This window comes from Oscillibacter sp. 1-3 (assembly GCF_000403435.2).
Classification (GTDB): domain Bacteria; phylum Bacillota; class Clostridia; order Oscillospirales; family Oscillospiraceae; genus Oscillibacter.
The window spans coordinates 378,791-405,369 of record NZ_KE159707.1 but is presented as its reverse complement, the minus strand read 5'-3'; the positions used below and the strand labels follow the sequence as shown (position 1 = coordinate 405,369).

33 protein-coding genes and 2 pseudogenes are annotated in these 26,579 nt (G+C 52.2%); 12 read left to right on the top strand and 23 right to left on the bottom strand.

Going from position 1 to position 26,579, the window contains the following annotated elements; genetic code table 11:
* Nucleotides 1-51: 51 nt before the first annotated feature.
* Genes C816_RS08445 through C816_RS08435 form a run of 3 tightly spaced genes read right to left on the bottom strand, consistent with a single transcriptional unit; the run spans nt 52 to nt 3,648 of the window.
* On the bottom strand, nt 52-960 hold the full coding sequence (locus tag C816_RS08445) for a radical SAM protein (protein ID WP_016321967.1): 909 nt from the start codon (nt 958-960) through the stop codon (nt 52-54).
* Entirely contained in the window at nt 957-3,290 is a 2,334-nt protein-coding gene (locus tag C816_RS08440) for a VirB4-like conjugal transfer ATPase, CD1110 family (RefSeq protein WP_016321966.1), read from the bottom strand. The genes C816_RS08445 and C816_RS08440 overlap by 4 nt, the downstream gene beginning before the upstream one ends.
* The gene (locus C816_RS08435) at nt 3,283-3,648 is read right to left on the bottom strand and encodes a PrgI family protein (RefSeq protein ID WP_016321965.1); all 366 of its coding nucleotides are present in this window, start codon (nt 3,646-3,648) and stop codon (nt 3,283-3,285) included. Before C816_RS08435 ends, C816_RS08440 begins: the two co-directional genes overlap by 8 nt.
* Nucleotides 3,649-3,769: 121 nt before the next feature.
* Here C816_RS08435 and C816_RS08430 point away from each other — a divergent pair, with 121 nt between their 5' ends.
* Nucleotides 3,770-4,024, top strand: coding sequence for an AbrB/MazE/SpoVT family DNA-binding domain-containing protein (locus C816_RS08430; RefSeq protein ID WP_016321964.1), 255 nt, complete (start codon nt 3,770-3,772; stop codon nt 4,022-4,024).
* A gap of 5 nt (nt 4,025-4,029) precedes the next feature.
* On the top strand, nt 4,030-4,428 hold the full coding sequence (locus tag C816_RS08425; RefSeq protein WP_016321963.1) for a putative toxin-antitoxin system toxin component, PIN family: 399 nt from the start codon (nt 4,030-4,032) through the stop codon (nt 4,426-4,428).
* A gap of 14 nt (nt 4,429-4,442) precedes the next feature.
* Here C816_RS08425 and C816_RS08420 read toward each other — a convergent pair.
* The 8 genes and pseudogenes from C816_RS08420 to C816_RS08385 all read right to left on the bottom strand — a co-directional run.
* Nucleotides 4,443-5,063: pseudogene (locus C816_RS08420) on the bottom strand (hypothetical protein); the annotation flags it as partial.
* Nucleotides 5,064-5,121: 58 nt separating this feature from the next.
* Nucleotides 5,122-5,598, bottom strand: a complete 477-nt coding sequence (locus C816_RS08415; RefSeq protein WP_016321961.1) for an RNA polymerase sigma factor — start codon at nt 5,596-5,598, stop codon at nt 5,122-5,124.
* 81 nt (nt 5,599-5,679) lie between these two features.
* Nucleotides 5,680-6,108 (bottom strand): hypothetical protein, encoded by a 429-nt coding sequence (locus tag C816_RS08410; protein WP_016321960.1) that lies wholly within the window; start codon nt 6,106-6,108, stop codon nt 5,680-5,682.
* Nucleotides 6,109-6,473: 365 nt separating this feature from the next.
* A complete protein-coding gene (locus C816_RS08405) occupies nt 6,474-6,737 on the bottom strand; it encodes a hypothetical protein (RefSeq protein WP_016321959.1) in 264 nt (87 codons plus the stop codon).
* A complete protein-coding gene (locus C816_RS08400) occupies nt 6,737-7,372 on the bottom strand; it encodes an ABC transporter ATP-binding protein (RefSeq protein WP_016321958.1) in 636 nt (211 codons plus the stop codon). The genes C816_RS08405 and C816_RS08400 overlap by 1 nt, the downstream gene beginning before the upstream one ends.
* Before the next feature lie 13 nt (nt 7,373-7,385).
* A complete protein-coding gene (locus C816_RS08395) occupies nt 7,386-8,822 on the bottom strand; it encodes an ABC transporter permease (RefSeq protein ID WP_016321957.1) in 1,437 nt (478 codons plus the stop codon).
* Between the two features lie 135 nt (nt 8,823-8,957).
* Nucleotides 8,958-10,055 (bottom strand): sensor histidine kinase, encoded by a 1,098-nt coding sequence (locus tag C816_RS08390; RefSeq protein ID WP_016321956.1) that lies wholly within the window; start codon nt 10,053-10,055, stop codon nt 8,958-8,960.
* Entirely contained in the window at nt 10,052-10,717 is a 666-nt protein-coding gene (locus C816_RS08385; protein ID WP_016321955.1) for a response regulator transcription factor, read from the bottom strand. Before C816_RS08385 ends, C816_RS08390 begins: the two co-directional genes overlap by 4 nt.
* Nucleotides 10,718-10,917: 200 nt before the next feature.
* On the opposite strand from C816_RS08385, the gene C816_RS08380 reads away from it, so the two are divergent.
* Nucleotides 10,918-11,289: a helix-turn-helix transcriptional regulator gene (locus tag C816_RS08380; protein ID WP_040655298.1), complete on the top strand. Its 372-nt coding sequence runs from the start codon at nt 10,918-10,920 to the stop codon at nt 11,287-11,289.
* A gap of 26 nt (nt 11,290-11,315) precedes the next feature.
* On the opposite strand, the gene C816_RS08375 is transcribed toward C816_RS08380, so the two are convergent.
* Genes C816_RS08375 through C816_RS08365 form a run of 4 tightly spaced genes read right to left on the bottom strand, consistent with a single transcriptional unit; the run spans nt 11,316 to nt 13,720 of the window.
* Nucleotides 11,316-11,615 carry a hypothetical protein gene (locus tag C816_RS08375; protein WP_016321953.1) on the bottom strand — a complete coding sequence of 100 codons (300 nt, stop codon included), beginning with the start codon at nt 11,613-11,615 and terminating at the stop codon, nt 11,316-11,318.
* A gap of 11 nt (nt 11,616-11,626) precedes the next feature.
* Complete coding sequence (locus tag C816_RS08370) at nt 11,627-11,998, bottom strand: TnpV protein (protein WP_016321952.1); 372 nt, start codon at nt 11,996-11,998, stop codon at nt 11,627-11,629.
* Nucleotides 11,999-12,015: 17 nt separating this feature from the next.
* Entirely contained in the window at nt 12,016-12,174 is a 159-nt protein-coding gene (locus tag C816_RS24240) for a hypothetical protein (protein ID WP_016321951.1), read from the bottom strand.
* Nucleotides 12,149-13,720, bottom strand: a complete 1,572-nt coding sequence (locus C816_RS08365; RefSeq protein ID WP_081646299.1) for a recombinase family protein — start codon at nt 13,718-13,720, stop codon at nt 12,149-12,151. The genes C816_RS24240 and C816_RS08365 overlap by 26 nt, the downstream gene beginning before the upstream one ends.
* Nucleotides 13,721-13,800: 80 nt before the next feature.
* Here C816_RS08365 and C816_RS25585 point away from each other — a divergent pair.
* Nucleotides 13,801-14,333 (top strand): annotated as a pseudogene (locus C816_RS25585) (helix-turn-helix domain-containing protein); the annotation flags it as partial.
* A gap of 942 nt (nt 14,334-15,275) precedes the next feature.
* On the opposite strand, the gene C816_RS08350 reads toward C816_RS25585, so the two are convergent.
* The 4 genes from C816_RS08350 to C816_RS08335 form a co-directional block, all read right to left on the bottom strand.
* Entirely contained in the window at nt 15,276-16,649 is a 1,374-nt protein-coding gene (locus C816_RS08350; RefSeq protein WP_040655130.1) for a sensor histidine kinase, read from the bottom strand.
* A 23-nt stretch (nt 16,650-16,672) separates the two neighbouring features.
* Entirely contained in the window at nt 16,673-17,536 is an 864-nt protein-coding gene (locus C816_RS08345) for a metallophosphoesterase (protein ID WP_016321947.1), read from the bottom strand.
* A 23-nt stretch (nt 17,537-17,559) separates the two neighbouring features.
* A complete protein-coding gene (locus C816_RS08340) occupies nt 17,560-18,261 on the bottom strand; it encodes a response regulator transcription factor (RefSeq protein ID WP_016321946.1) in 702 nt (233 codons plus the stop codon).
* Between the two features lie 84 nt (nt 18,262-18,345).
* Nucleotides 18,346-19,050 (bottom strand): hypothetical protein, encoded by a 705-nt coding sequence (locus C816_RS08335; protein WP_016321945.1) that lies wholly within the window; start codon nt 19,048-19,050, stop codon nt 18,346-18,348.
* A 169-nt stretch (nt 19,051-19,219) separates the two neighbouring features.
* On the opposite strand from C816_RS08335, the gene C816_RS08330 reads away from it, so the two are divergent.
* From C816_RS08330 to C816_RS08295, 8 genes are all read left to right on the top strand, one after another.
* Nucleotides 19,220-19,984, top strand: a complete 765-nt coding sequence (locus tag C816_RS08330) for an ABC transporter ATP-binding protein (RefSeq protein ID WP_016321944.1) — start codon at nt 19,220-19,222, stop codon at nt 19,982-19,984.
* Nucleotides 19,981-20,706 carry an ABC transporter permease gene (locus C816_RS08325; protein ID WP_016321943.1) on the top strand — a complete coding sequence of 242 codons (726 nt, stop codon included), beginning with the start codon at nt 19,981-19,983 and terminating at the stop codon, nt 20,704-20,706. Before C816_RS08330 ends, C816_RS08325 begins: the two co-directional genes overlap by 4 nt.
* A 12-nt stretch (nt 20,707-20,718) precedes the next feature.
* Nucleotides 20,719-21,483, top strand: a complete 765-nt coding sequence (locus C816_RS08320) for an ABC transporter permease (protein WP_016321942.1) — start codon at nt 20,719-20,721, stop codon at nt 21,481-21,483.
* 4 nt (nt 21,484-21,487) lie between these two features.
* A complete protein-coding gene (locus C816_RS08315; protein WP_016321941.1) occupies nt 21,488-21,787 on the top strand; it encodes a hypothetical protein in 300 nt (99 codons plus the stop codon).
* A gap of 512 nt (nt 21,788-22,299) precedes the next feature.
* Nucleotides 22,300-22,725, top strand: coding sequence for an RNA polymerase sigma factor (locus tag C816_RS08310; RefSeq protein ID WP_016321940.1), 426 nt, complete (start codon nt 22,300-22,302; stop codon nt 22,723-22,725).
* A gap of 4 nt (nt 22,726-22,729) precedes the next feature.
* Nucleotides 22,730-22,966, top strand: a complete 237-nt coding sequence (locus C816_RS08305; protein WP_016321939.1) for a helix-turn-helix domain-containing protein — start codon at nt 22,730-22,732, stop codon at nt 22,964-22,966.
* A gap of 91 nt (nt 22,967-23,057) precedes the next feature.
* Complete coding sequence (locus C816_RS08300) at nt 23,058-23,225, top strand: transposon-encoded TnpW family protein (RefSeq protein ID WP_016321938.1); 168 nt, start codon at nt 23,058-23,060, stop codon at nt 23,223-23,225.
* Nucleotides 23,226-23,312: 87 nt separating this feature from the next.
* Nucleotides 23,313-24,989: a recombinase family protein gene (locus tag C816_RS08295; protein WP_016321937.1), complete on the top strand. Its 1,677-nt coding sequence runs from the start codon at nt 23,313-23,315 to the stop codon at nt 24,987-24,989.
* Nucleotides 24,990-25,037: 48 nt separating this feature from the next.
* Here C816_RS08295 and C816_RS08290 read toward each other — a convergent pair whose 3' ends face one another.
* The 4 genes from C816_RS08290 to C816_RS08275 all read right to left on the bottom strand — a co-directional run bounded on the left by C816_RS08290 (nt 25,038) and on the right by C816_RS08275 (nt 26,578).
* Complete coding sequence (locus C816_RS08290) at nt 25,038-25,223, bottom strand: recombinase family protein (RefSeq protein WP_016321936.1); 186 nt, start codon at nt 25,221-25,223, stop codon at nt 25,038-25,040.
* Entirely contained in the window at nt 25,224-25,415 is a 192-nt protein-coding gene (locus C816_RS08285) for a hypothetical protein (protein WP_016321935.1), read from the bottom strand. It abuts the gene before it with no gap.
* Between the two features lie 63 nt (nt 25,416-25,478).
* Nucleotides 25,479-25,703, bottom strand: a complete 225-nt coding sequence (locus tag C816_RS08280) for a YdbC family protein (RefSeq protein ID WP_016321934.1) — start codon at nt 25,701-25,703, stop codon at nt 25,479-25,481.
* Nucleotides 25,704-25,723: 20 nt separating this feature from the next.
* The gene (locus C816_RS08275) at nt 25,724-26,578 is read right to left on the bottom strand and encodes a ParB/RepB/Spo0J family partition protein (RefSeq protein WP_016321933.1); all 855 of its coding nucleotides are present in this window, start codon (nt 26,576-26,578) and stop codon (nt 25,724-25,726) included.
* Nucleotide 26,579 lies beyond the last annotated feature (1 nt).

Here is a 26,579-nt window from a genome sequence, read left to right as displayed (position 1 = left end):
AAAGGGAGAGGGACAGGCTTCAAGCCTGTCCCCCTCCGGGTCTTATCCTGTTCACGGTCTGGCGCTCTTTTTGTTGGGATTGGGGATATAGTCGGCAAAATTCGGGACAACACGGAATATCCGCTTGTTGTTCACCCACCGGGCAAGCTGGCAGGTGATGGGCGGGGCGCTGGGTCGCTCGTAGATCATCACAAAGGGGTCGTAGCCCATGTCCCGCAGGGTTTCCACCCGGTAAAGGTCTTGTTCATGGGTGCTGCCATAGTTGGTCAGGACATACACACGCCGCCGCCGAAAGTCCCGGATGGAGGTCAGCTCCGAAAACCGCCTGAAACAGCCCGTCAAGTCCGTGTTGGGGTCGTCCCACGCGAAATGGAGCATTTTTGTCTTTACCCGGTTCAGCAGGGAAACATTGTCCGGGGTAATCAGGCGCACATCCAGCCCTTGGGTAAAGTCCACCCACGCCCCGCTTTCCGCAAGCTGCAAAATCAGCCTTTCATGGTCAGGACAGGCCAGCAGGTTCGCGTCCAACAGCTTGACCTCCTTTTGCCCGTCCCAAAATTCGGACAGGTCAGCGATGTGGGTACTGCGCCGCCCCTCTTTCTTGGACACAATGCAAAATCCGCAGTTCCGGGGACAGCCACGGGTCATAAAGCCGTAGGCCGTGCCGGAAAACTGCGGATATAAGGCGTAGTCCGGGCGGGTGTGTTCCACCTCGTCGGGCAGGTTGGGGCCGGGGCCATAGCCGGTGCCGCCCTTAATGACTTCACCGGCGTTGTCAACCGTGATCGTGTCTTTGGAATAGGTGTCCGTAAACACCCGGCTCTTATACACCCGGTCATAGCGGCCCTCCGGCATCCACCACTCAACATCATCCCCATGCGCTTTGTGGTAGGCAGACAGTTTCATCAGGCAAAGGTTGGGCCAGTTATGCCCGTCCACATCTATCAGGCCGATCTTCATGCCTGTCCCCCCGCAAAGCGGCCCTCACCGGGCCGGGTGGTCATCAAGCGGTACAGTTCGGTGTTAGAGGGGAAGCGGTTGACGAAGGGCACCAGGGCCGAGCCGTACTTGATAAGCCCGCACCCGGCGGGGGCGTTGGTGATGTGGCCCATCTGTTCCTCGGAGATATTCAGCAGGCGGGCCAACTTCTCCCGGTCGCTTGCCGCCTGGTTCAGCATGACAATAAACTCGGAGTTGGACAGCATGGTACTGGCCTGCACGGAGTCCAGAAGATACTCTACGTTCTGCGTGATGGCGGTGGGGTAGGCGTTACGCTTGCGGAACTGCCGCCACGCGGAGTTGAAAAAGGCGGCGGAAAACTCGTTCTCAAACATGACATGGAACTCGTCGATAAAGACGTGGGTGCGCTTGCCCTTCTTCCAGTTCAGGGTGACGCGGTTGAGCATGGTGTCGGTGATAACAAGGTGGCCGATGGGCTTCAACTGTTCGCCCAGGCCGTGGATGTCGAACACCACCACCCGCTTGTCCAGGTCAACGGTGCTTTCATGGCCGAAAATGTCAAGGGAGCCGGTGGTGAACAGTTCCAGGGCCAGGGCGATCCCCCTTGCCTCGCTCTCCGGCTGTTCCAGCAGCATTTCCCGGAGGGCTGTCAGCGTGGGAGCGGGGCCACCGTGTTTTGCGTTCTCGTACAAATCCCCCGTACAGCGGTCGATAATGGAGTTGTGCTGGGGGCCTACACCCTTGGGGTCAATGCGTTCCACCAGGGACATGATAAACTGCGATTTCACCACGATGGGGTTGTTCTCACCGTAGCCGTCCACCATATACATGGCGTTCAAGCGGTCTTTGCCGCCAGCGGCCACCCGGACAACGCTGCCCAGGCCATCCATCGCTTCAATGAGGGGGGCGTACTCGCCCTCCGGGTCTGCTATGAGAATATCATCGTCCGTGTTAAGGATCAGGAACGCGATTTCCTCTTTCACACTGAACGATTTGCCGGAGCCGGGGACGCCCAGCCGGAAGGACGACTGATTGAGCAGGTTCGCCTTGTTGCACATGATAAGGTTATGGGAAATGGCGTTCTCCCCGAAGTAGATGCCGCCCCTGTCCATGATCTCCTGCACCTTAAAGGGCATGAATACGGCAAGCGATTCCGTGGTCAGCGTGCGGAAAGCGTCGATCTTCCGGGTGCCGATGGGCAGGACGGTATTCAGGCCGTCAAGCTGCTGGTATTTTAGCACCGCCAACTGGCACCGCCCGGACAGGGAGCGCACCTTTTCCGTGTCGCTGTCAAGCTGCTGTTTGCTGTCGGCGGTGATGACAAGGGTGAGGACGGCCTGCATCATCCGCTGGTCGCGGGTGGTGAGGTCGGCCAAAAACTCCTTGCTCTCCTTGCGCTGCAACTCCATGTCGTAGGGGACGATGGCGGAGAAGTTGTTGTTCTGATTCTGGCGGCGCTGCCAGTTTGTGATATTGGTTTCAACCCCCAGCAGACGGTTCTCCACCTCCCGCACGGCCTCGTCGGTGGGCACGGAGAGGATGTCAATGGACAACATCATATTGCGGTTCAGGTCGGTCAAGTCCGCCACGATCTCGTCCTGGATATAGTTGGCGTAGTCCTTCAGGAACAGTATCCGGCAATAGCGGTCGCCCAGCTTCAAATAGTCGCTGTGCTTCTCAATACCATCCGGGCAGATATAGTCCTTGAAGTCGTGGCCCTTCCGGGCCATATCCGCCATATCGAAGTGAAAACTGCCCTCGTCCCCGGCCCGGTAGAAGTCGTGGAGGATACGCAGACGGTCAGCGGCGTCCAGCTCCACGCACTTGGAGCCGAGGGCGGCAAAGCGGGCGGTCAGGTCGGCCCCGATCCGGGTGAAGTAGGCGCGGGCGTCCTCAATATCCCGCTTGTAGACGGTCACGGTGACAAGTTTCTCCTGGATGATGCCGTTGGCCCCGGTCGCCTTGTCAATGAGCATTTGGTTGTACTCCTGGCGGTACTTGTCCAGGCCGTCCCCCCGCATAGCCATAAGGACAGACTGCTCAAAGTCCGCTTGGCTCTGGCGGCGGTTGCAAATAGTCAGCTTGGTGGTGGCGGCGCTGTCCAGGCCGTTCAACAGCTCCGAGTAGGCCAGGAACATGGTTTCCTTGTCCTCCCGGCTTGCCACCTTGTAATTGATGTCGGTGAAACGGTAGGTCTTGGAGAACTTGATGCCCACCTTAAAAATGCCGTCCGGCCAGACGCATTGAATGGGTATCACGTCCTGCACCCTGCGGGGGACGCGGTACGGCTCCCGATCCTGCCGCATGATGGTCTTGATGCTCTTAATCATGGCGCTTGTATTCCTCCTTTTCACGCTTTTCCATGCTGGACTTCAAAAGGTCGTAGTACAGCGTGGACGATTCAAAGCGCAGTTCCCTGGGTTCCAGCACCTCCGAGCGCAGCCACGCCCAAATGAACTGCTCCGCCGTCATGCCGTGGTAGGTGAAGAAGCCCAGGGCGGCAAAGGGGGCCGCGCCCACAATGCACATCCAGGACACGGTTTCCGTGCCGACGCAGGGTTTCAGCAGAAAGTACAGCCCCACAGCCACGGCCACCGCCAGGGCAGAAAAAACGAGCTGCCGCAGGGACAGCCCGAAAAACATACTCTCCGTGTAGTTGCGGATTTCTCGGTTAATTTTGACTTCCAAAATTTAGACCTCCTGACGTGATAAAATCAATGCGAAAATGGTTTACTTTTTCCTCTGTACCGCGTATAATAGATATGACTAAAGAATTCTTTAGATTTCAAGGACAGAAAGGATGGCAGTTATGAATTTAGCCAAACTCTCCGCCAATGGACAGATCACGGTTCCCGCAGAGATTCGCCGCCTACTCGGTTTGAAGTCGGGGGATAAGATTTTGTTCTTTCAAAATCAGGGCGGCGAGGTTGTTCTAAGCAACGCCTCCGCAACCGCTATCCGCAAGGCCCAGGCCGCGTTCGCCGGACTTGCGGAAGAACTTGGCGTGGCTAACGAGGACGATGTGCAGGCTCTTGTAGATGAAGTCCGCTATGGGAAGGAATAGGTGCGATGCGGATTTTAGTTGATACGAACATCCTGTTTTCCGCTTTGTTGTTTCCTCATTCCAAACCGGCGCAGGCCCTCTTGTATGCGGTCGATCACCATGAGATTGTACTTTGCGACCGCAATATTACGGAACTCCGGGATATTCTGAAACGCAAGGCTCCCAAGTATCTGCCGGATGCGGAAGTTCTGATTGCCGAACTGCCCTATGAGCTAATCCCAGCGGTAGACCATGCGGAAAAGCTGATCCGCGATGCAAAAGACCAGCCCATCCTGAACGCCGCTATCGTTGCGGATGTTGATGCGATACTGACCGGCGACAAGGATTTTTTAAGTCTTGAAATGGAACATCCCCGATGCCTGACGGCGGCACAGTTTTTAGAGGAAGAAGGAGTGGAGCTTTGACGCTCTGCTCTTTTTTACAGCCCCATCATTTCACGCACAACATGGTCGGACATTTTGACGCTGCCCACCAAGATAAGCATATGAAACACCAATTCCCCGATATAGCTCCACACCATAGAAGCCGCCGCCGCGTCCGGGTCAACGGCGGGCGGGGAACTGGCAAACACGGAGAAGATGATGCAGGCCAACACGATGACGGCCCCCTCCAGACAGACGGCGGCGTAGCTTTTCAAAAAGCTCTTGCCCACATTCTGGCTGGGTTCCCCGGCAAAGCTGGACAGGGGGATGGGGGCCAGCGCAGCGTACATATACATCTTGAAGAAGCGCCCGTAGACGCTCAAAATCATGACGAAGGACAGCACCCAAATGAACAGCCCGCCGATCAGCGTCACCGCCCATAGGGGTATGCTCTCAAAAAAGCCGCAGTCCTCAATGGCCGTCACGATCTCGGCGGGCAGGACGGTGGATTGCGGCGCTCCGAAGCCCGCCGCGTTCATAATGGACGACACGATACCCTGGATGATACTCAACAGGGCCAGCATCAGCTCCATACCATAGGTGATAAGGGCCTTTGCCAGCGCAAAGCGGACAAACAGCTTTAATGCGTGTTCCGGCTTTTTGACCTCAGTAAAATTCCATTAGAGAACATTTAGCAGATACCCCCATATCCAAAGATATGAGGGTATCTCAATATCACCCAGCCCGATACTTTTCTATCTCGGCCTTTATCTTTTCTCTGGCCCGAATAACCGAGTGCCTGATTGACTGCGGCCTACAATGCTCCATCTCACCAATCTGGCGGTAGTTGAGGTCATACTCATGGTAGAGCAGAAACCGCCGCCGCTGGATTTCCGGGAGCGCGGCAATAGCTTTATTGAGCAGTTCCCGCTGCTCTGCATCAAAAATCAATTCCTCAACACTTTTGGGAACTCTGAACGCCCGCTTATAGAGTGTTTCATCCCACAAATCCCAGCCCTCCCCATGCCGCCAATCGGACTGTTGGAGATTACGGTTTTTGCGCTCCATTTGACGAAATTCCATGAAGAAAGGCTCAGATACCTCCAAATCGTAAAACTCGCCTTGCCCATCCGTAAAGCTGATGAAATACGCTGTTCCGCCCTCGCTATGCACCTCTGTCCGAAGCGTGTAGACCTTATCCATAAACGTCATTTGCCCGTCCTCCTACGAAAAAACTGGGTGAGAGGACTTGACCTCTCACCCAGCAGCCCGTAGGGACGTGCGATTTTGGAGCTACCCTTGAAATTTCTTTAATTTCTTTTTCAGTACAGCGATCCGCTTATAAATGGCGTCCGTGGACAGGTGAATGAGTATGGCGATCTCATTGGCGGAGTACCCATTCATTTTCAGCAAAGTGATTTGCAGAGTGAGCTTGTCCACCATCAGCAGGGCTTTGAGCAGTTCCGCATTTTCAATATCATTCAGCAGATCCTCCACCGTGTAAATCTCAGTTGGCGCTTCACTCCCGGCAACACTGTCCAGGTATGTACCCGTATCCTGCAACTTCTCATAAAAGCGCCTGTCCGAATTGAACATAGCCCTGTCCCAAAGGCGAAGCTGTTCGATAGTGTTTTCATCCATGCTGCAGGCCCGCAGCACCTTTTCTTCAGCCAGTTTCCAACGCTTCCATCTGCGTTCTTCTTTGCCATGATTGTATGACATGGCCGTTCCCTCCCATCTGAATTTTTTGAAAATACAGATAGGAGGGCGGGGAGCGACAACCTGCTGAAAAGCCATGTATAAAAGCAACTGCGCCTATCTGTACGGGACAGATAAGAGCAGTTGCTTTGTTAAACGTATTGCTATGATTTAAGAGTTCATCATTAAAGGCAGGGTAGCTGTTATCAGTAGCCAGGATTTTTTTGACAAATCAATATTCAAATCTGGCAAGAACATTCTGCGATCCACAGCGGCTACCTCCCCAAGCCGCCCAGTTCAAAGACGGCGGCACTTTTTACCAAAGTACCGCCGCCATGTGGAACCTATATAAAGCCAATATGGAACCTGTGTGAAACGGGAATTTTTTCTTACTCCCTCGGCGTGACTACAATACCGTCCGCATTATCCGGGTCTTTGAAACTGTAAGTGTAGCCATCTGGCAGGGAAACATTGTCAGAGTTGTCCTCGGCACCCGGCTTTGTTCCGGCGTCAATATCAATATCCGTATCATCAATTTCCACGGAGTTCCCCAAATTTGTGTCCTGATCGCTGCCGTCTTTCTGATTGGTACAGCCGGTGAACAGCAAGAAGCAGACCACCATACACGCCAAAATAGCAGTAATTTTCTTCATCACATTTCCCTCTCTTTCAAATGTCCTCGTTTGATTTCCAGCACCACATCCGCCTGTTTTGCCACCTCGCCAGAGTGCGTTACGACCACCACGCACTTCCCGAACGTATGGGCGCTCTCTTTCAAAATCGCCGTGATTTCCTCGGCGGTGTCGGCGTCCAAGTTCCCGGTCGGCTCGTCCGCCAGAATGACCGGGGCATCGGAGGCCAGTGCCCGCGCAATCGCCACCCGCTGTTGCTGTCCGCCGGACAGTTTCAGCACATTCCGGGTGATCTCGTCCTGCTCCAGCCCCAGCCGTTCCAGAATGGGGGCGGCGTCCAGCTTGGCGGTAAGCCGCACATTTTCAACGGGCGTCATGTAGTCAATCAGGTTATAGCTTTGGAAAATCAGTGAAATATGGTTCCTGCGGTGGTGTTCCAGCCCCTTTGACGTAATGTCCTCGCCGTCAAACAGGACGCTGCCCTGTGTCGGCACATCCAGTCCGCCCAGCAGGGACAGAAGCGTGGTCTTGCCAGACCCGGACGGGCCGAGGATGGCGTACATTTTCCCGGTTTCCAGTAACCCGCTGACGTTCTGCAAAACTGCCTTTCCCTTTTCGTAGGCGTAAGAAACATTTTTCAATTCCAGTGTAGGCATGATAGTCCCTCCTTCAGCTCATTTTTGACAGGATTTCACGGGGTTTCAGCCGCATGACCGTGATAGACGATGCGCTGACCGCCACAATGATGATGGCAAATCCGATCAAGTAGAGCTGGGCAAGGTTATCCAGCCCAACCGATACCTGGATGCCGTTTTCAGTGGGTAAGGGCTTTTGCACGAGATTATCCGCGCCTATCTCAACGGAGGCGGCAACGGAAACAACATCGTTATCGTCCTCCGGCCCGGTCTGCATACTCTGCTCCAACAGGTGGTTGCCGATCTGCCCCGCTATGGCGTTGCTGGTGAAGTAGGACAGGCCAAAGGCGAGGACGGCAATCAGCAGCACCTCAATCAAATACTGCCCGATAATAGCCGATTTCCTGATACCCACAGACAGGAATACGCCGATCTCATGGATGCGGGTCTTTGTCCAAAGGGTCAATATCAGGGCCAGAATGATGGCGCTGACAACGATAATCACCACCAGCAGGGTCACGACCAATTCATTCAGCGTAGCCAGCGGAGCGGCGGCGTTTTCGTAGGTTTCATTGTCCACCTCCACGGTAAAGGCTTTCCAGTCAATACCCGGCAGGGCCTTGACTTCGGCCACCACCCGCGCCATGTCCTGCGGGTCGTCTATGGTAACGTGGAGCGCGGAAAAGCCGTAGTTGATTTCTCCGCCGTCAAATTCTTTTGAGGACTGCAAATCCACAAATACACGGTTCTGGATTTTGTCGTAGGTGGTGACGGTTTCCCCAAACTGCTCCACCGCATGAGGGGTAAACAGTCCAATAATTTGTATCCTGATTTCCAGCCCGGTAAAGCCCTGATCTTCCACGCTGTAACTGTGGGCGGTGAGATAATCCCCGATCTTCAACTCGTTTCTTTCCGCCAAGTCCTGGCTGATGATTGCCACATGGGTATCGTCGGTGGTAATATGCCGTCCCTCTGCCAGCGTCAGTGTGCCGGTGGTGAAAAGTTCATCATCTTCCGTGTTGCAGACGCCCAGCGCCTTTGTGTAGCCCTGATACTTCGCATCGGTTGCGATTGTCCCAGGGAACAGGGAAAGCTCGTCAAATGGGAGAAGACTGTCCTGCCTTGCGCTGCAATACTTGACCCCGGAAACGCCTTTGATGGCGGCGATGTTCTCCGGGGTAAATTGTACGGTGGAATACATGAGAAAGCTGCTTGATGTTTTGCCGGTTTCCTCGTCCACTTCATCTTTGACGGGTTCTTTCACTACATAGGGGCTGTTGCTCCAATCCACGAAAACGTCAAATTTGCCGCCCAAGCTCTGCCGCAGGTCAAGCTGCGCGGCTTCCGACGCTTTCCAGATGGAGAGGCCCGTCAGGACAAAGGTTGCCATAATCAGCAGGATGGCGAACAGGAGAAGTGTTTTCCCCCGTTTTCGCGTGACGTATAAAAACGCCCTTTTGAAAATGCTCATGGTCGATACCTCCATATTGTTGTGCTGTTCTTCTGAACGCACTCGCAGAATAGCATCCCAATGTGGAATGGGTATGAAACGTATATGGAATTTAGGCAGAAATGAAAAACTCCCCAGCCGGGGAGTTTTCCGCATTTATAGCTGAATGGTAAAACACATCCCAGTCGGGGACTTCATCGGCTTAAAAGAATAGGGAACGTCCATAGAGGTCAAAAGCGTGTCCACGATATAGAGGCCCAGGCCGTTGCCTCCACTCTCCCGGCTCCGGGAGAAATCTGGACGGTAGAACGGCTCAAACAGACGGCGAATTTCATCGTCAGGGATAGGCTGGCACTCATTTTCTACCACGAGGCTGCGCCCCTCCATGTAGACGGAAACCACTTTCCCGGCCTCCGTATAGGCAACAGCGTTTGCGAGAACATTTGATACCGCCTTACTGAACGGGCCAGCCGGAAGTGTCGCGGGGAATTGTACCGGCAGGTCAAGAGAGAACGTAATTTGATGTGCCGCCGCAATCAGTTGGTAGGGTTCGCACAGTTCCGCCAGCAGTTCAGACACATCAACCTGTTTTGGCGCTTCGGCAGTCAAATTCAGCTTGGAGGTTTCCAATATTTCATGTATCATACCGGAAAGCTGCTCTACCATTTCCTTGCACTCCGGGAGGTATGTTGCGTAGTCCTGATACTTTCCAACGCCTAAAATCATGTTTTCCAGTGTGGCGTTCAATGCGGTCACAGGTGTTTTCAGTTCATGGGACGCCGCCCGCAGGAAGTCCACCTTGGCCCGCTCCATATCACGCACAGCGTCTTTTTCCCGTTCTAAATGTTCAATGGTAGACAGCAGATTAGAGTACAGATCATTGACGTTCTGCGCCAGTGTACCAATTTCATCCTTTGTATGGATAGGGCAGCTTGCTCCGTGGTCTAATTTCATCATCTGCTCGGTTGACGCAGAAATTTTCTTGATAGGGTCGGCAATCGCTTTGGAAAACAGGAGGGAACAGACAACGGAAATCAGCAGGGAACAGCTTAACGAGATGGGCAGGGCTTTTTCTACTGCCTCGGTCACAAATTGCTCCTGTCGGATACTGACAACAACATCTTCCTGGGTACTCACCGCAAGCTGCAACCGTGGGGCAAGCAGATAAATCAATCCATGCGTGACAACAATGACAAAGAGCATGATGCTCATGGTATAGAGGAATATTTTTGGAAACAGTTTTAATCGTCTCATGGCTGTACCTCGTATTTATAACCGATGCCCTTGACCGTCACGATACAGTCAAGCCGCAGCTTCTTCCGCAGATTTTTGATGTAGGTGTCCACGGTTCGGTCGATGATCGGATAGTCAGCGCCCCACAGTTCGTCCAAAATCTGCGAACGGGTCAACACCAGCCCTTTATGCTCCACCAGCAGCCGGAGCAAATCAATTTCCTTTGGCATGATGTCGATTTTCCCGGCGCTGTCGTTGGCGGTGTAGCCGGAGAAATCAACAGTCACGTCCCCAAAGGTGATTGTTTGGGGTAACGGGGCCTGCCCGCTTCGACGCAAAAGGGCGGTAATCCGCCTCCCCAGCAATACCATAGAAAAGGGCTTTGTCATGTAGTCATCGGCCTGCTCGTCAAAACTTCTGACTTGGGTATATTCGTCCTCAATAGCTGTGAGCATCAGAATAGGTGTTGCGTTTGTTTGCCGTATCTCATGCAGGACAGACAGGCCGCTGACGTGGGGCAGCATAATGTCCAGCACAACAAGGTCGATGCTGTTCTCACGGAAAAGCTGTAACGCTTCTCCACCGTCGTATGCTGGGATAACCTTGTGGCCCGCTGGCTTTAGGTATTCACAAATTGCATCGTTGGTTTTGCAGTCGTCCTCGACAATCAGCAGTGTTGCCATCAGCGCACCTCCTTTTGGATGCAGTGTAGCACACAAATGTGGAATGTATATGAAATTCTAACAGCAAAAATATGTACGGTCAATTAAATGTGATTAAATCATTCTCCCAGCAATGGGAATTATTAAAGCTAAAGAATAGAATTATATAGACATATCTAAATCAAGAGATGAACAGTAGAATGTAACAGGGTGATATGAATATGGCAAAAAGGCCTGTACCACGATATGATTTCAAAGCGTTTGGGGCGGCAATCAAAGCGGCGCGGCTGGAACGTAAAGAGAGCCGGAAAAAGGTATGTGACGAGATGTACTTATCCCCGCGCTATCTTGCCAACATTGAGAACAAAGGCCAGCACCCAAGTCTGCAAATCTTTTTCGAGTTAATGCTGCGCTACAACATATCCGTTGACCAATTCCTTTTGGAACGGCCCACAGGGAAGAACACCCAGCGCCGCCAGCTTGATGTTCTGCTGGATGGTATGGGTGATGATGGGCTGCGGATCGTGACCGCAACAGCAAAAGAAATCGTGCAGATTGAACAGGCCCAATCAAACGGAAAGGAGGACGCTTAACCGCGCCCTCCCGTTTCGCTTTGCCGCTATTTGCTCATGCACTTGGCCCGGAGCAAATCACACTGTCTTTTTATCTCGTCGGTTTCCTGTTCGGTCAAATCCCGCTCATTGTCGGTTATCTGATCTTCCATGAAATTTGCGTAGGTATCTAACAGACTATCCATCAAAATTTCCGGGGTTTCCATATATCTGGCCTTGTACCAGTCGTTCCTTCTCGGTTCCCAGGCCATCAGCGTATAGCCGTGGCTGGTGGTGATGACCTCATAGAGCGGGTCTTGTTGCAGATAATCTCCGAAAACCTCTAATACCTTTTCAAATGTCAACATAGATAATCCCCCTAAACATAAATCAATTCCGCCAGAATGACTTCCTCCGCCTGGGCCTTGCAATTATTCATCCGGCCTACCCATTCCATTTGATTTTCAGCCTTTAACCGCTCCGTTATGCCCTGCCGCTGGGCGTAATCTTTTACCAACTGAAAGAACATTTCCTCGGCCTGCCGGTCAATGTCGGCGAGATAATCATGCAGCCCGCCGCCCATCCAGAGGGCCGTGTAAAGGGCCTTGCGGTGCTGCCTGATGTACCGCAGGTGCCGCTGGCCCCATACCCCTACCGGCTTTTCTTCAGCCGGTAGAGCAAGGCAGGGGAGCCGGTAATCGCCCCGCATTTCATATGTACCGCCCATCCGCTCAAAAAGAGATTTTTCCATGATAAATACCTCCATCATCATATTTTTACTGTCTTTGCGCTGATTGTCTTTACCAGCAATTCATCCATGCAGTCGGTGTAGCGGCCCTGGGCGATCAGCTTGTTGCGGAACTCGTTCAGATAGAACACCAGCCGCCGCCACTCCGCTTCATCAAGATACAAGTAATGCTTTTTCATCGTCCGCCCCCCTCTTTCGGGAGGGATGTTTCAGCACCCTTGCCCTGAAACACCGCTCCCCTATGTAACCGCCGAAGCGGTAACAGATACGGATGGTCTGCTCCACTCCGTCATCTGTCGCCGCCCGGTCAAAAACCTCAATACGCTCTACAAGGAGATTGAGGTTTTCGGCGGTCAATTCCTGGATACCGGCGTACTCCGCCATCAGGTCGGCCCACTGTACGGCGTTCTGCCGGGTATCCCTGACCTCCTGCATGGCCCGCTCCAGCGCGTCGATCTGCTCCAGAAGCTGGGCCTGCTCCGCCTGATACTTGTCCACCAGCCGGGTGAAATTGTCGTTGGAGATACGCCCGGACAGGGAATCCTCATACAGCCGGTCGAACATCCTGGTCACTTCATCATAGCGTTTCCGGGCCTGCTTCAGCTTTCCCTCGCTGCTTTTTGCCCTGCTGCCCTCCGCTTTGTCGTTCATCCTGATTGCCAGGGCAACGGCCTTGTCCCTGTCCTCATAGGCAAGCTGGGCGTGGTACTGGATGTCGGCCAAAACCGCGTCGTACAGGTCATCGTAAAAAATGCGGTGGTCGGTACACGCTTTCGTGTTATGGGCATAGGTGGTACAGACGTAAACCCTGTGCCTCTTTCCCGTCCAGTAGCGCAGGCCCAGCGCCTTCCCGCACGTCCCACACTTCACCAGCCCGGAAAAAATAGATACAAAATTATCCGTAGTGTCACGCCGTCGGCTCAAAATTTTAGCATTTGCCCCGTCAAAGACTTCCTGTGACACCAGCGGCTCATGGGTGTTGTCCACCCGTATCTGCTCGGTTTCTGGAACTTTTTTGTATTTTCCGACCTTAAACACGACCTCTGTTTTGCACATCACTGTATGGCCGAGGTAAACGGGATTTCCGATGATACCCCGAATTACAGTGTGCGACCACTCATATTTATTAGCCGGATTTTCAAAGCGTTTCTGATACTGTTTCTCCCCTCGTTGATGGAGCCACCAGGAGGGACAGGGCACTTGCTCTTGACGGAATAACGTGGCGATTTTGTTCGGCCCCATACCAGCATTGGCATACTCGAATATCCGCTTCACGATCCATGCCGTTTCCTCGTCCACAATCAGCTTATTGTGGTTATCCGGGGCCTTGCGGTAGCCGATGGGATTAAAGGATGAACGGTAAAGCCCTGCCTTTGCCCTGGCCCGTATGGACGAACGGATTTTGCGGGAATTGTCCCGGCTGTAAAACTCGTTCATGACGTTTTTCAGCGCCGCTATGTCGTTGTTCTTGTTGGCGGTGTCCACGCAGTCGTTGACCGCGATATAGCGGACATTCTTCATCGGAAAGTAAATTTCTGTAAAATGCCCCACCTTCAAATGGTCGCGGCCCAGCCTGGATAAATCCTTTGTGATGACCACATCAATTTTGCCCGCTTCGATGTCGTCCAGCATACGGTTAAAATCTGGACGGTCGAAAGGCGGCGTTAGATAACGATACTTCCAAAAACATAGGAAAATCAATGGGGATGGGCGGCAGGCAAGCATGGTATGTACGAAAACACAAAAGCGGTGTTCTCTGCCCAATCTGGTCGAGGGCACCGCTATATGCGCTGAAAGGAGCAGAAATGACAGTATTTCATATCGCAAAGAACACAAATTACACAGTCATGTCCAACCACCATCTGCGGAACCGGGAGTTGTCCCTAAAGGCCAAGGGTCTGCTGTCGCAGATGCTTAGCCTCCCGGAAAAGTGGGACTACACCCTGCAAGGGCTGGCCTATATCAACCGGGAGCAGATTGACGCTATCCGCCAAGCCGTTCACGAGCTGGAACAGGCTGGATATATCGTACGGACAAGAGAGCGGGACAGCCGGGGACGGCTGCGGGGAGCGGAATACACCATCTACGAAGAACCCCAGTTGCCGTCCGATTAACCGGCATTGGAATAACCTGCGTCGGGAAAACCAATGTCGGAAAATCCAACGTAGGTAAATCCGACGCAATAAAATAAAGATAGAAGTAAATACAGAAAAATCAATTAAAGATTTATCAAGTACCCATTCCTTTCCTATCCTTTCCCTTACCCCCCTCCCTGGGGAAATGGGCGGCAAAGCCGCCGGAAAGGAATGGAACGGAAGGGAGAAGCAGAGCGGTCATATAGCAGCAGGGGTTATCATGACCGTTATCTGACCCGCTGGAAGCGTACAGACGCGAAGCGGGTGTACGCTTCCAGCGGGTGCCGCAAGAGGGCCGCGGCCCTCTTGCGTGACAGCACAGCTTTGCAGATCAGAATAAGCCAGGACAGAAGCGCCGGGGTGTCGGCCTCCTGTCCTGGCTTTTTGCCCGTTTGTACGCCGTTAGAGGCCCGTTTTGACAGGTTCAAGTCAAATCGTATTGCCTCCCTATTGACCACAGCCGGAAACCCTTGCAATAACAGGGCCGTTTTGCTCCTAAAGCGTTACATAGCAGCCCTATATTGGCCGCAGGGCTTTCCTCTCCCGTTTCTACGCAGTTAGAAGTTCATTTTCGAGGGTGCAGGTCAAATCGTATTACCCCCTATCTGACCGCCACCTGGAAGCCCTGAAAACAGGCCGCTGGACAGGGCCTAAATGCGTAGGCTGGTGAGCTTGTTTAGGGCTGTCAGTCAAAGTGCCGGAGGGGCTATGTAGAAAGAGTTACCCCAATTTTCGGGGAAACAGATATAAACACCTCGCCACTCTCCGACACCCACGAAAAAAATCTGTGTTTTCAATACCTCCGGGAGTTGCTTTTTCTACGCCTGACCCATAAATTTTTCCTCTTGCTGTTCTCGGGTCTTGATGCAGATTTTTTGGGATTACCCTGACGAAAATACATCGTTGCATCCGCATTATTTCTGTGGTTGCCGTTTACGTTCTTCATAAGGGTTTGGGATTATCCCAACAAGCAAAAACGGACACGGCCCGACAGGGGCCGGATTTGGCCGTTTTTCGGGAGTGTGGCCACACTCCCTATGCTTGCTACGTTAGCGTTTTCCCGTTTCTCCGTCCTGCTCTCAAAGCGTTTTCGAGAAATAAAACACTCACCAGAAGCAAGTGTTTATGATTATTTGTAAAATACATCACTTGAGAGAACGCGGCCAGCGAAATGTCAAAATTGTTTTATATCCACTTTGCGGCGTACTTTCGATCTTCATTATCCCATCGTGCGCCTCTACGATTTGCCGTACAAGCAGTAGCCCCAGCCCATGCCGTAAGTCCAGCCGTTCATCGGTGCTTTCCATATAGTGTGGCTTTTCTTCCAATTCCCGCAATTTTTCAGCGGACATACCCACGCCATTGTCCGCAACTGTGATTGAAACATCTTCCGATGAACAATCAAGGGACAGGAAAATATCGCACCCCTGCGGATTGTGGTTGATGCTGTTCTGCACCAAGTTACCGATAGCCCGCGAAATCAAACGGGCGTCACACTCTATAACTGCGGTTTCCGCTTCGGAAGAAACATCAACCCCAATAGAATGTTTCTCACCGATACCTGCATTAAGCAAATCCGCCGCATAAGAGCGCAACAGTTTGGACAGGCGTACCGGCTCTTTATGGAGCGGCTGCATTTCATATTCCAACTGCGACACTAAATTCAAGTCCTGCACCAAGTCTTTGATTTTTGCGCTCTGCGCCCGGATGATTTCTGCCTCCTGCTGAATATTCCCACTGGCCCCGTGATCTCCGGCAATCCGCTGGGCGTATCCCATAATCATAGAGAGCGGTGTACGGATGTCGTGAGAAACGCCGCTGATCCAGTTGGCGCGGGCCTGGTTTTGTCTGCTCAACACCTGGGATGCCTGATTAACGCTATCCGCAATTTCCGACAACTCGCCCCGAATGGACAGATCAACAGGTTTGCCAGCGGACAGTGTTTTAATAGAGGCCATAATCGGCTCCGTATTTTCTGCAATTCTTCTTTTTGAGAAGTAGTAGACCAAAAACAGAAGCACGATGTCTATTGCCAGGATGCCGGTTACAAAGAGCGGGAAAATCCTGATTGCCCGTATTGGGAAATAGTTTCCTGTCAGCTTCATAAAGCTGTCTTTTGGGTAGCCCAACACCAACAGACCATTATCTGTGTTCCGCACAAAAACAGGATAGTCTTGCAGATAGCCTTTCGAGAACACGGCCACATTCTGAATGGTGTACTGTGTCGGTATTTCTTCCGGCAAAGATACCTCCCAAATACAGCGCCCGCTTGCATCCAATAGCATAGCCCAAATCTGATTGCGGTTTAATTCTTGCAACCTTTCTTCCGATATGCCGGATGCTGACAGATCAGCGGCCACGGCCTCTAACATATTTGCCGGTGATGCCGAACCGTATTCCCTGAATACGATACCTCCGAACGTCAAAGCAAACGCCAGAATGTTGACAAGCAGGAGCACCAGCGCAAAGGCAAAAAAGGAGAGAAGATATTTTGCGATATATTTTCCAAATGCTTTCATCGGTTATTTCACCCCTTTGCCTGTCAATCTGCCGTAAGCTCCACTAATACGATTTCAGGCTGATTATTGAAACGAAGCGGTATGATACTGTTTCCAAGACCACGGCTGACAACCATATTTGTGCCGCCGTTTGTATATAGGCCAGCATCGTACCTTGGGAAAAATCCCTGATTGGGCGCAACCAGCCCGCCAATCAGCGGCAGCCGAAATTGCCCGCCGTGTGCGTGACCGCTTAAAACTAAATCAACACCACAGCTTACATAGGTATCAAACAATTCCGGCCTGTGTGAAAGCAAAATCGTATAGCCAGCCTTATCTTCCATCAGGTCATTCAACTTGGTGCTTATAATAGCGGGGACTTCATCGAAGATATTACTTTTGATTGTAAAATTAGGGTCTGAAAGTCCCATCAAAGTGACAATACAGCCATTGTGTTCAAGCTGTATTGCTTTGTCCTCAAGAACGATCACGCCAACGGCTTCAAGACCTGTTTTAAGCTCACTGTACTGTGACAGGCTGGCTTCGTGATTGCCCGTCACATAATAGACCGGCGCAATTTGAACCGCCTTTTCAGCAAAAGAAAGAGCAACATCTATGTTCGTATGCTGTGCATCTACCAGATCGCCCGTTATTGCAATCATATCCGGCTTGCTCTCGGAAAGGCTGTTTAATAAATTCGAGTTTTCTTCTCCAAATTCAGCGTTATGCAGATCAGAAATCTGTGCAATTCTAAACCCGGAAAACTCCGAGGGTATCTGATTGCCGGAAAGAGTAATTGAATTTGCCATTAGCGCTGTATTTCCCCAAATCGTCCATACGATCAAGGCAAGCAGCATTGTTATCAGGACATAGAAAAGCAAATGTGTTTTGGAATGGCTTTTTTTCATGGCCCTTGTTTATCCCCCACGCATTATTTCCTCGCCAGCAGCTTATAGCCCAGCCCTTTGACTGTCAGCAGGGAGACTGGCTTTGACGGGTCTGCCTCGATTTTCTCCCGGACGCGCCGCACATGGGCGTTCAAGCTGTTTTCATAGCCAAAAGGATTGTCGCCCCATAGGGCCTCGCAAAGCGTGTCCACGGTCACAATGCGACCCTCATTCTTCGCAAGAGTTTCCAGCAGCCTATGCTCCATCGCTGTCAAGGGAAGTATCTCACCGCCCTTATCCACTTCGGCCCGGCTGAAATCTACCGTACAGCTATCCAGCTTCAAAACGGCTGCGTCCTCTTTGTAGCACCGGCGCAGAACGGCGTAAACCCGCAGCAGAAATTCCTGGGGCAGAAAGGGTTTTGCGATATAATCGTCCGCTCCAAGGCCCAGCCCCGCCAGTTTGTCCGCCGCCTCGTCACGGGCCGTCAGAAAAATCACGGGAATATCCGTCCACGCGCGTATCTGCTCCATCAGGGAAAAGCCGTCGCCGTCCGGAAGCATCACATCCAAAATCGCTAAATCAGGTTTTTCCGCTTTGGCGGCGGCAATTCCCTCTTTCACATTGGCGGCGGTCACAAGGCGCGAAAAACCCTCGTCCGCTAAAATAGCTGATACCATTGTCAAAAGCTCCGGCTCGTCATCGACCAGCAGGAGCTTTTTGCTGTGTAAAAAAGAATTGTCCATCGTAGTGTCTCCCCAATAAACGGAAAATTGACATCATTTCTCACGCATGATAACACTTTTCTTTCCGCTATTTTCACTCGTTTCTTAATCATATTCCGCACAGATAAATTTGAAATCCTCCGTCTTGTGTAACGCTTCCAAAGCATATTTCTCAATATGCTGCGACATGATTTCTATGGCATACCGAAAATTTTCTGACGGATGCCCCTCGGCACAGCGCACCATCGTAATCAGCATCCTATCGTCGCCTTCCATATATTCAGACGAGTAGTTGCCGGAATAGTCGCAGGAATCCTCATAAAGCCCTTTCTGTCTTACCTCCTCCATTTGCGCCGCAGTGCCAACCACTGCATGGTAATCCATGTTATCGCTGTCACAGTAGTAGTCGATAAAAAGCCTTGCTATAGCATCTGTGCATTGTTGAATCTGCTCGATTATGACATCTGCATTTCGGATAGCAAATTTCCGAATTTTCTCCTTAGCATCCTCCTCGCTTTCATAGCGGATGTATAAAAGTGTTTCGCAGCCCTCAAGCACAGCTGTGATCTTCTGAAGTGTTCCATCCTTGTCATAGACGGCACGCAGCGTCCGAATGAATTCATCCTCCGGTACGCTGTACAGAGTCATCTCACGCCGCTCTTTCCCAACAGGAATGTCATATTCAAGCATTTGATACTGTGTGTCATAGTCAAAGGAGATAACGCCATCTCTGTCAATGTCCTTACTAAAATCAATCACACGGTACGTACCTTCTCTGTAGGTGAGTGGTATATCGTACAATTCCAGCATTTCAGTCTCCTCCTTATTATTAACTCCGATTTGTCAACTTGCAACTTGATTATAACACGGCCCACCCGCTTTGTGAACGCCATTATGAAAAAGTAAGGTAAAAGTAAGGACGCGAGAATGTAGAAGTCAGGTTGATGCTGTACCATAGGGGCAGAAAGGAGATGTGTCTATGGACTATATCATCGCCACAGAGCAGTTGACGAAGAAATACAAAAGTTTCACCTCCGTCAACCATGTTTCTATCCACGTCCGCAGGGGCAGTATTTACGGTTTTCTCGGCCCAAACGGAGCGGGCAAATCCACCACCATGAAGATGCTCCTGGGGCTGACCGCCCCCACAAAGGGCCGTTTCATCATTGATGGGAAGCAGTTTCCCAACGACCGGCTGAAAATTCTGCGGGAGATCGGCTCTTTCATTGAGGCCCCCTCGTTCTACGCCAACCTGACGGGCCGGGAAAATCTGGATGTGATACGCCGGATTTTGGGCCTGGGTCAAAACACCGTGGAGGACGCCCTGGAGCTGGTAGGGCTGTCCGAATTTGGAGATCGCCTCGCAAAGAAGTATTCCCTGGGTATGAAACAGCGGCTTGGCCTCGCCGGGGCGCTGCTGGGCCGTCCGCCTATCCTCATTCTGGACGAACCGACCAACGGCCTTGACCCCTCCGGCATCCATGAAATTCGCAATCTGGTAAAATCCCTGCCTGATCTGTACGACTGCACCATCCTCATTTCCTCTCATATGCTGTCGGAAATTGAGCTGATGGCGGACGACATCGGCATCCTCAATCATGGACGGCTGCTGTTTGAGGGCAGCCTGGACGATCTGCGGCACAGCGCAAGGCAGGCAGGAATGTCCGCCGATAACCTGGAAGATGTGTTCCTCTCCATCGTGGAACAGGACAACGCCGCCAGAAAGCAGAGGGCAAAGCTATGAGGGCGCTTGTAATCGAACTGCGGAAAGAAAAGCGGACAGGGGTGATCCCGGTGCTGCTGGCTGTCGGTATTTTAGGCGCGGCCTATGCCTTTGTCAACTTCCTTGTCCGAAAAGATACGCTGCTCAATCTTCCGCTGGCCCCGATGGACGTACTGCTGACCCAGCTTTACGGCATGATTATGATACTGAACCTGTTCGGTATCGTTGTCGCCTCCTGCATGGTCTACAACATGGAGTTTAAGGGCAGCGCAATCAAAAAAATGTATATGCTCCCCATGAGCGTACCGGGGATGTATCTCTGCAAATTCCTGATCTTGACCGTCATGCTCTTTGTGGCGGTAGCTCTGGAAAATCTGGCGCTCATGAAAATCGGTATGAGCGATCTGCCGCAGGGAACATTTGAAATGGGAACGCTGCTCCGCTTTACGGCCTTTTCGTTTATCACATCCATGCCGGTGCTGTCCTTTATGGTGCTGATTTCCTCACGCTTTGAAAATATGTGGGTTCCTCTTGGCGTGGGAGTTGCCGGTTTTTTGAGCGGGATGGCCCTGGCGCCGTCAGCCGCAACGGTTCTGATGGTGCATCCGTTCATTGTGATGTTTAAGCCTGCGGTGGCTATGAGCGCACAGCCGGATATGCTGGTGGTGCTGTTTGCTCTAATCGAAACGCTCCTTTTCCTCGGTGTTGGACTGTGGATGGCAAAAAATCTGCGCTATGAGTAAGGGAGGATCCGCATGAACTTTTTAGATTTGCTTGGCATTGAGTTTATGAAAGTGAAACGCTCAAAGATCGTTCCGCTGATTTTTATTGCCCCGCTGCTGGTAGTGGCTTCCGGGGTGGCGGCGTTAAGCCGGTATTTCACGCCGGAGTACACCAACGCATGGCCCGCTATGTTCATTCAGAGCGCCTTGGTCTACGCTTACTATCTGCTGCCATTCAGCATGATCGTGGTTTGCGTGATGATTGCAGGGCGGGAAACACAGAACAATGGCATCCTGAAAATGCTGGCCCTGCCAGTCAGCGGTCAAGCCCTTTCCCTGGCAAAGTTTTGCGTCCTGATGTTCTATCTGTTCATGGAGATGGTCGTTTTTCTGGCAGTATTCATAGTCGCTGGCATGGTGGCGACTTCAACACTGGGTGTTACAGAAACTTTACCTGTTCTCTACCTTTTGAAATGGTGTGTCGGGCTGTTTCTGACGATGCTCCCCTGCTTGGCGACGATGTGGGCGATTACAGTGCTATTTGAAAAACCTCTGCTTTCCGTAGGACTAAATCTGTTGCTGGTTATTCCCGGCATCCTGGTTGCCAACACACCGCTCTGGATTGCTTATCCCTACTGTTACAGCGGCTATCTGGTGTCCTGCTCCCTGCATGATTTTACAGCGGAAACCTCTGACGCCGCATTTGATTTGATACCGTTCCTACCCTGTGCAATCGCTGTATTCGCTGTCCTGCTTGCCCTGTCAATCACACAATTTGGAAAAAAGGAAATGAGGTAATCGTATGGAAGTCACAAAAAAACTTCAAAAGCTCAGTCTGGCGGCGCTGATTGTCAGTCTGCTGCCGCTGGCAACCCTTGTCCCGGTGTTTCTGAAAATCACTCTGCCGGATGGAGTACGCATGGTTTGGGCGGTCTGCAACATCGTCCTTGCGCTGGCGGGCCTCTTGCTCTCCGTGATCTGCGTAAAGAGCGAGGAAAGCCGGAGCGCCGTCAATATCATGTCCACAGTAATCAGCGTGGCGCTGGTGCTGATGATGCTGGGGATTGTCGCCCTTGCCCTGGTTCTCAACTTTTTGCAGTAATATCAGATTGGAAAACTGCCATATAGCCAATATTTGAAAAACTGCCGCACGACGGCAAAAGAAAAAAAGCCGTCGTGCAGCAGTCTATAATCACGCTCATTTGCGAACGACGGCTTACAAATCAAAGCCGCCGTTCTTTTATCACCTAAAATAATGACGCGGTAACGCTGGAAAGTGCGGCGGCTGACAGGAGGCAGCCGCCATGAAATATGCAGCTATTCGACACAATCTGACAGCTCTTGACTTGTCAAAAAAAGCCCGTCCCCCGCCTGGGGGAATTGCGGCCACGAGATTATACTATACAGTACAAATAAAGTAAACTATACAGTGCAAATCGCCCGGTGGGTCTATGACCTGCCGGGCGGTTTTTGTCGTTTCCTGCGGCCCGGAAATTTTTCTTTGATTTTTTCTCTGCGGAAAGCGGTTTTGCGCGCAAAACCTGTGCCGCTGAACGCTCTGTTAGCGGAAAGGGAAAGTACCACCACCATCCCCAAACGAAAGGGGGTGAGAAGATGGAAACCAACCCCCGCGACTATGGCGAACGGTACAGGTTTGATGCCTTTTGCAAGACCGTATTGAAGCATGAGGCAATCGACTATATCCGGGAAATGAAGCGGCGGGCCAGCCGGGAAACGTCGTTGGAGCGTCTGCCTCAAACGGCGATGGACAAGCTGTGTTCGGCTGACGACTACCCCAGCGACAGCTATGTGTTCTCTTACTGTGGCTGCGACCTGCCGATCAGAAGCCAACAGGTGGCCGACGCCTTTGCCAGTCTGCCGGAGCAGGAGCAAAGCATTTTAATTTTGCGCCTGGTTTTGGACTTGACGGACAGCGAGATCGGCGAGGCCCTGGGACTGTCCCGGAGTGCCGTCCAGCGGCGCAGAACAAAATCGCTGAAGGTCCTGCGGACAAAATTGACAGCGAGGAAAGGAGGTTAGCACTATGAAGCGCCGTAACTACAAAGGCCGTGAACTGCTGCCGCTGGCGGTGAGCGATGCGGCCCGCGCCGGGGACGCCGATGCCGTGGAGCAGGTCTTGCGGTACTATGAGGGCTACATAAGCAAGCTCTGCACCCGAACGGTCTACGACGAAAGCGGCTGTCCCCACGCCTGCCTGGACGAGTACATGAAAAGCCGTCTGGAAAACAAACTAATCCGCGCCATTCTCGGCGTGAACTGATAACCGGCCCCGGTGGGAGGAACAGCTTACCCTTTCCCTGTTCCTCCCCCCCTGCGGGCCTTGTCCTGCGTTTTGGAAAGGGGGAACACCTTTGCCGAAAAATCAGCGTGAAGTCACCTTGACGGAGTATCAAATCGGCAAAACGACCTATCTTGTTTGTGCCTCACCCAGCGACCGGGCCACGGACAGCCTGGACAGGAAAATCCGCAAACTTATCAAAAAGGACATGGAACAAAGCAAAATATTTGATAAACAGTGAATTTTTGAGCTGACACGGGCGGCGGTCTATGGTAAAATGGCATCAGTACATAACCATGCTTGCCTGCCGCCGGAAAGGAGGACTACCATGTTGCAGGCAGGCAAAATCACCGCCCTCTATTGCAGGTTGAGCCAAGAGGATATGCAGGCTGGGGAGAGCGAGAGCATCCAAAATCAAAAGCTGATTTTACAACGGTACGCTGATGAACATTTTTTCCTGAACACCCGCTTTTTCGTGGATGATGGGTTTTCTGGGGTCAGCTTTGAGCGTGAGGGGCTTCAAGCCATGCTGCGTGAAGTTGAAGCCGGAAATGTGGCGACGGTCATAACAAAAGACCTTTCCCGCTTGGGCCGGAATTATCTGAAAACCGGGGAGCTTATCGAAATCATTTTCCCGGAGTACGATGTGCGCTATATCGCTATCAATGACGGTGTGGACACGGCAAGGGAAGATAACGAGTTTACTCCGCTGAGAAATTGGTTTAATGAGTTTTACGCCCGCGATACATCCAAGAAAATCCGGGCTGTCAAGCAGGCCAAGGCCCAGCGGGGAGAGCGTGTCAACGGGGAAGTTCCCTATGGGTATATCGCAGACCCGAACGACCGCAATCATCTTATTCCCGACCCAGAAACGGCCCATGTTGTCAAGCAGATTTTCGCCATGTATGTGCGGGGCGACCGTATGTGTGAAATCCAGAACTGGCTGCGGGATAACGAGGTTTTGACTGTTGGCGAACTGCGCTACCGCAGAAAAGGCGGAAAGAAATTTCCTCGCCCCCAGCTTAACGCCTGGTATACTTGGCCGGACAAAACGCTGTATGACATCCTCACCCGGCAGGAGTACCTGGGCCATACCATCACGGCGAAAACCTGCAAGGTGTCCTATAAGTCCAAAAAGACACGGAAAAATCCAGAGGACAAGCGGTATTTCTTCCCCAACACTCACGAACCGCTGATTGATGAAGAAACCTTTGCCCTTGCTCAAAAGCGTATTGCTACCCGCCACCGCCCTACCAAGTCCGAGGAAATCGACTTGTTTTCCGGGCTGTTGTTCTGCGGGGACTGCGGCTACAAAATGTATCTCCAAAAGGGAGCTGGAACGCCGGAGCGGAAACACGCTTATACCTGCGGCAACTACCGCAACCGGGCCAGAAACGATTTTCTCTGCACGACGCATTACATCCGCAAAAGCGTTCTGAAAGAGCTTGTCCTTGCCGATTTACAGCGGGTTTTGGCCTATGTGAAAGAGCATGAGCAGGAGTTTATTCGTACTGCCGCCGAGTGCGGGGAGCAGGCCACGAAAAAGGCCCTTTCCCAGCAGCGGAAAGAACTGGATAAGGCAGAACGCCGGATGGATGAACTGAACCTGTTGTTCCGTAAACTCTATGAGGACATGGCCCTGGGCCGCTTGTCAAATGAGCAGTTTGCGCTTCTGACCTCCGGCTATGAGGACGAGAAAGCGGCGTTGACGAAACGGACTGCGGAGTTGCGGAAAGAGATCGACACCGCTGCGGAGCGTGGGGCGGATGTGAAACGGTTTGTCGCCCTAGTGCGCCGCTACTCGGAGATCAGCGAACTGACCTATGAGAGCGTCCATGAGTTTATCGACCGCATTTTAGTCCATGAGCTGGACAGGGAAACAAACACCCGAAAAATCGAAATCTTTTACAGCTTCGTGGGCAAAGTGGACAGCGGTGAGGAACCGACGGAAAGCATATCCTATTTCCGGCAGATTGGCGCTGATGTCAAGAGTTTTGCCGTCTGATAATACAAAATGCTGGGGTAAGACAGCGCACCATCTTTTGTGGTTACGCTATCTTACCCCAGCAAAATTAAGGCCGCTCCATCCATCGTCCACATAGACCTCTACCACCAAAAAATTATGCTCCCTGGCGTATTGGGTCAGCATGGCCTTTTGCGTTTTAATGCTCTCGCTGTCCCCTTGGGCCATGTCGTCTTTCGACAGGCGGCAGTAGAGGGCTGTCCGTAAAACACCCATTCAGATGACCTCCTTTTCCTGATTTCTGCCCTTATTGTATTGCGGTTCTTTCAAATTCTCAAAGGTGCGAACAGGGCATTTTCCCCGCCGCACAGCGTCCACCAGCAGGGAGATGAATACCTCCCGCATATCCGCGCCGCCCGAATAGACCGGCTGTACCTTTATCTTCGGGCGTGTGACCTTTTTTGCCATAGCCGTATATCCTCCCATCAAGCGCAGAGGGGGAGCGCCCGCAGGCGTTCCCCCTCGTAAACATCATTCAGACAATACTTTTTGCAAGGCAAGAAAGAGATTTTTTACTTCGGCCTGCGTCAGCGTAATACCCTTGCCGCATTTCTCCCTCCCCGGCGACCAACTGCGAATATCGTACTTTGGCTCCGCGCCATTCCACGATACCAGGTTGATTTCCTTGGTGTAGCCGCTGCCGCTGACAGACAAAACGGCGAGTTCTTCCGTGATTTTTATATCAATATTCTTCATCATCAGACCACCCTTTTTAATTACCGGCTCTCCCGGTTCCGCTTGCGCCGCAATTCCCGTTCCAGAAGCCGGATAATGGTTTCCTCCATCTGCTGGGGCGTTGTCCCCCTGGGGAAATACTTCCGCAGCTTGTCCATGCCGATTTTGACGGTTTCTTTCTGATTGCCCTTTTCCTCCGTCATAATGGCGAAAATGGCGTCCATATCAAGCTGTCCCGCCTGGCTCAGTTTCTTCATGCGCTGGGCCTGGGCCAGCGAGGGCGTGGCATCCTCGCTCTCCATCGTGGTGAACAGATTTTCCTGTTCCTCCAGGGTCAAAAAGGACAGCTCCGCCCCCGGCGTGAGGGCGATCCTGCCCTCGTCCACCATCTGCAAAATAGGCGGCAATAACTCGGTCAGACGGATAAAGCGGTGTACCGTGGACTTGCTGACACCAAAGCCCTTTGCCACGATTTCATCCGTCCGGGACTTCGTACCAACTTGGGACAATGTTAGATCGGTGCGGTAGCCCTGCCGCTTCATGGCGTCCAGTTTCATCTTGTAGGCAAAGGCCTGCTCAGACGGGAGAATGTTCTCCCGCTGGATGTTGCTGTCCACAAGGGTGATGATGGCCCGGTCACGGTCTATGGGCAGAACAAAGGCGGGGACGCTCTCAATCCCCGCTAACTCCGCCGCCCGGACACGCCGCTGTCCCGATATGACCTCGTAGCCGCTTTTGTCATCCGTGGGCCGGGTGAGGATGGGCGCGGCCATGCCAAATTCCTTGATACTCTCCGATAACTCCATAAGCTGTTCATCCTCCACCAAATGAAAGGGATTGCCCGGAAATGGGCGTAAATCCTCTATTTTCAGCACAGTTAATTCCTGCTTTTCCATC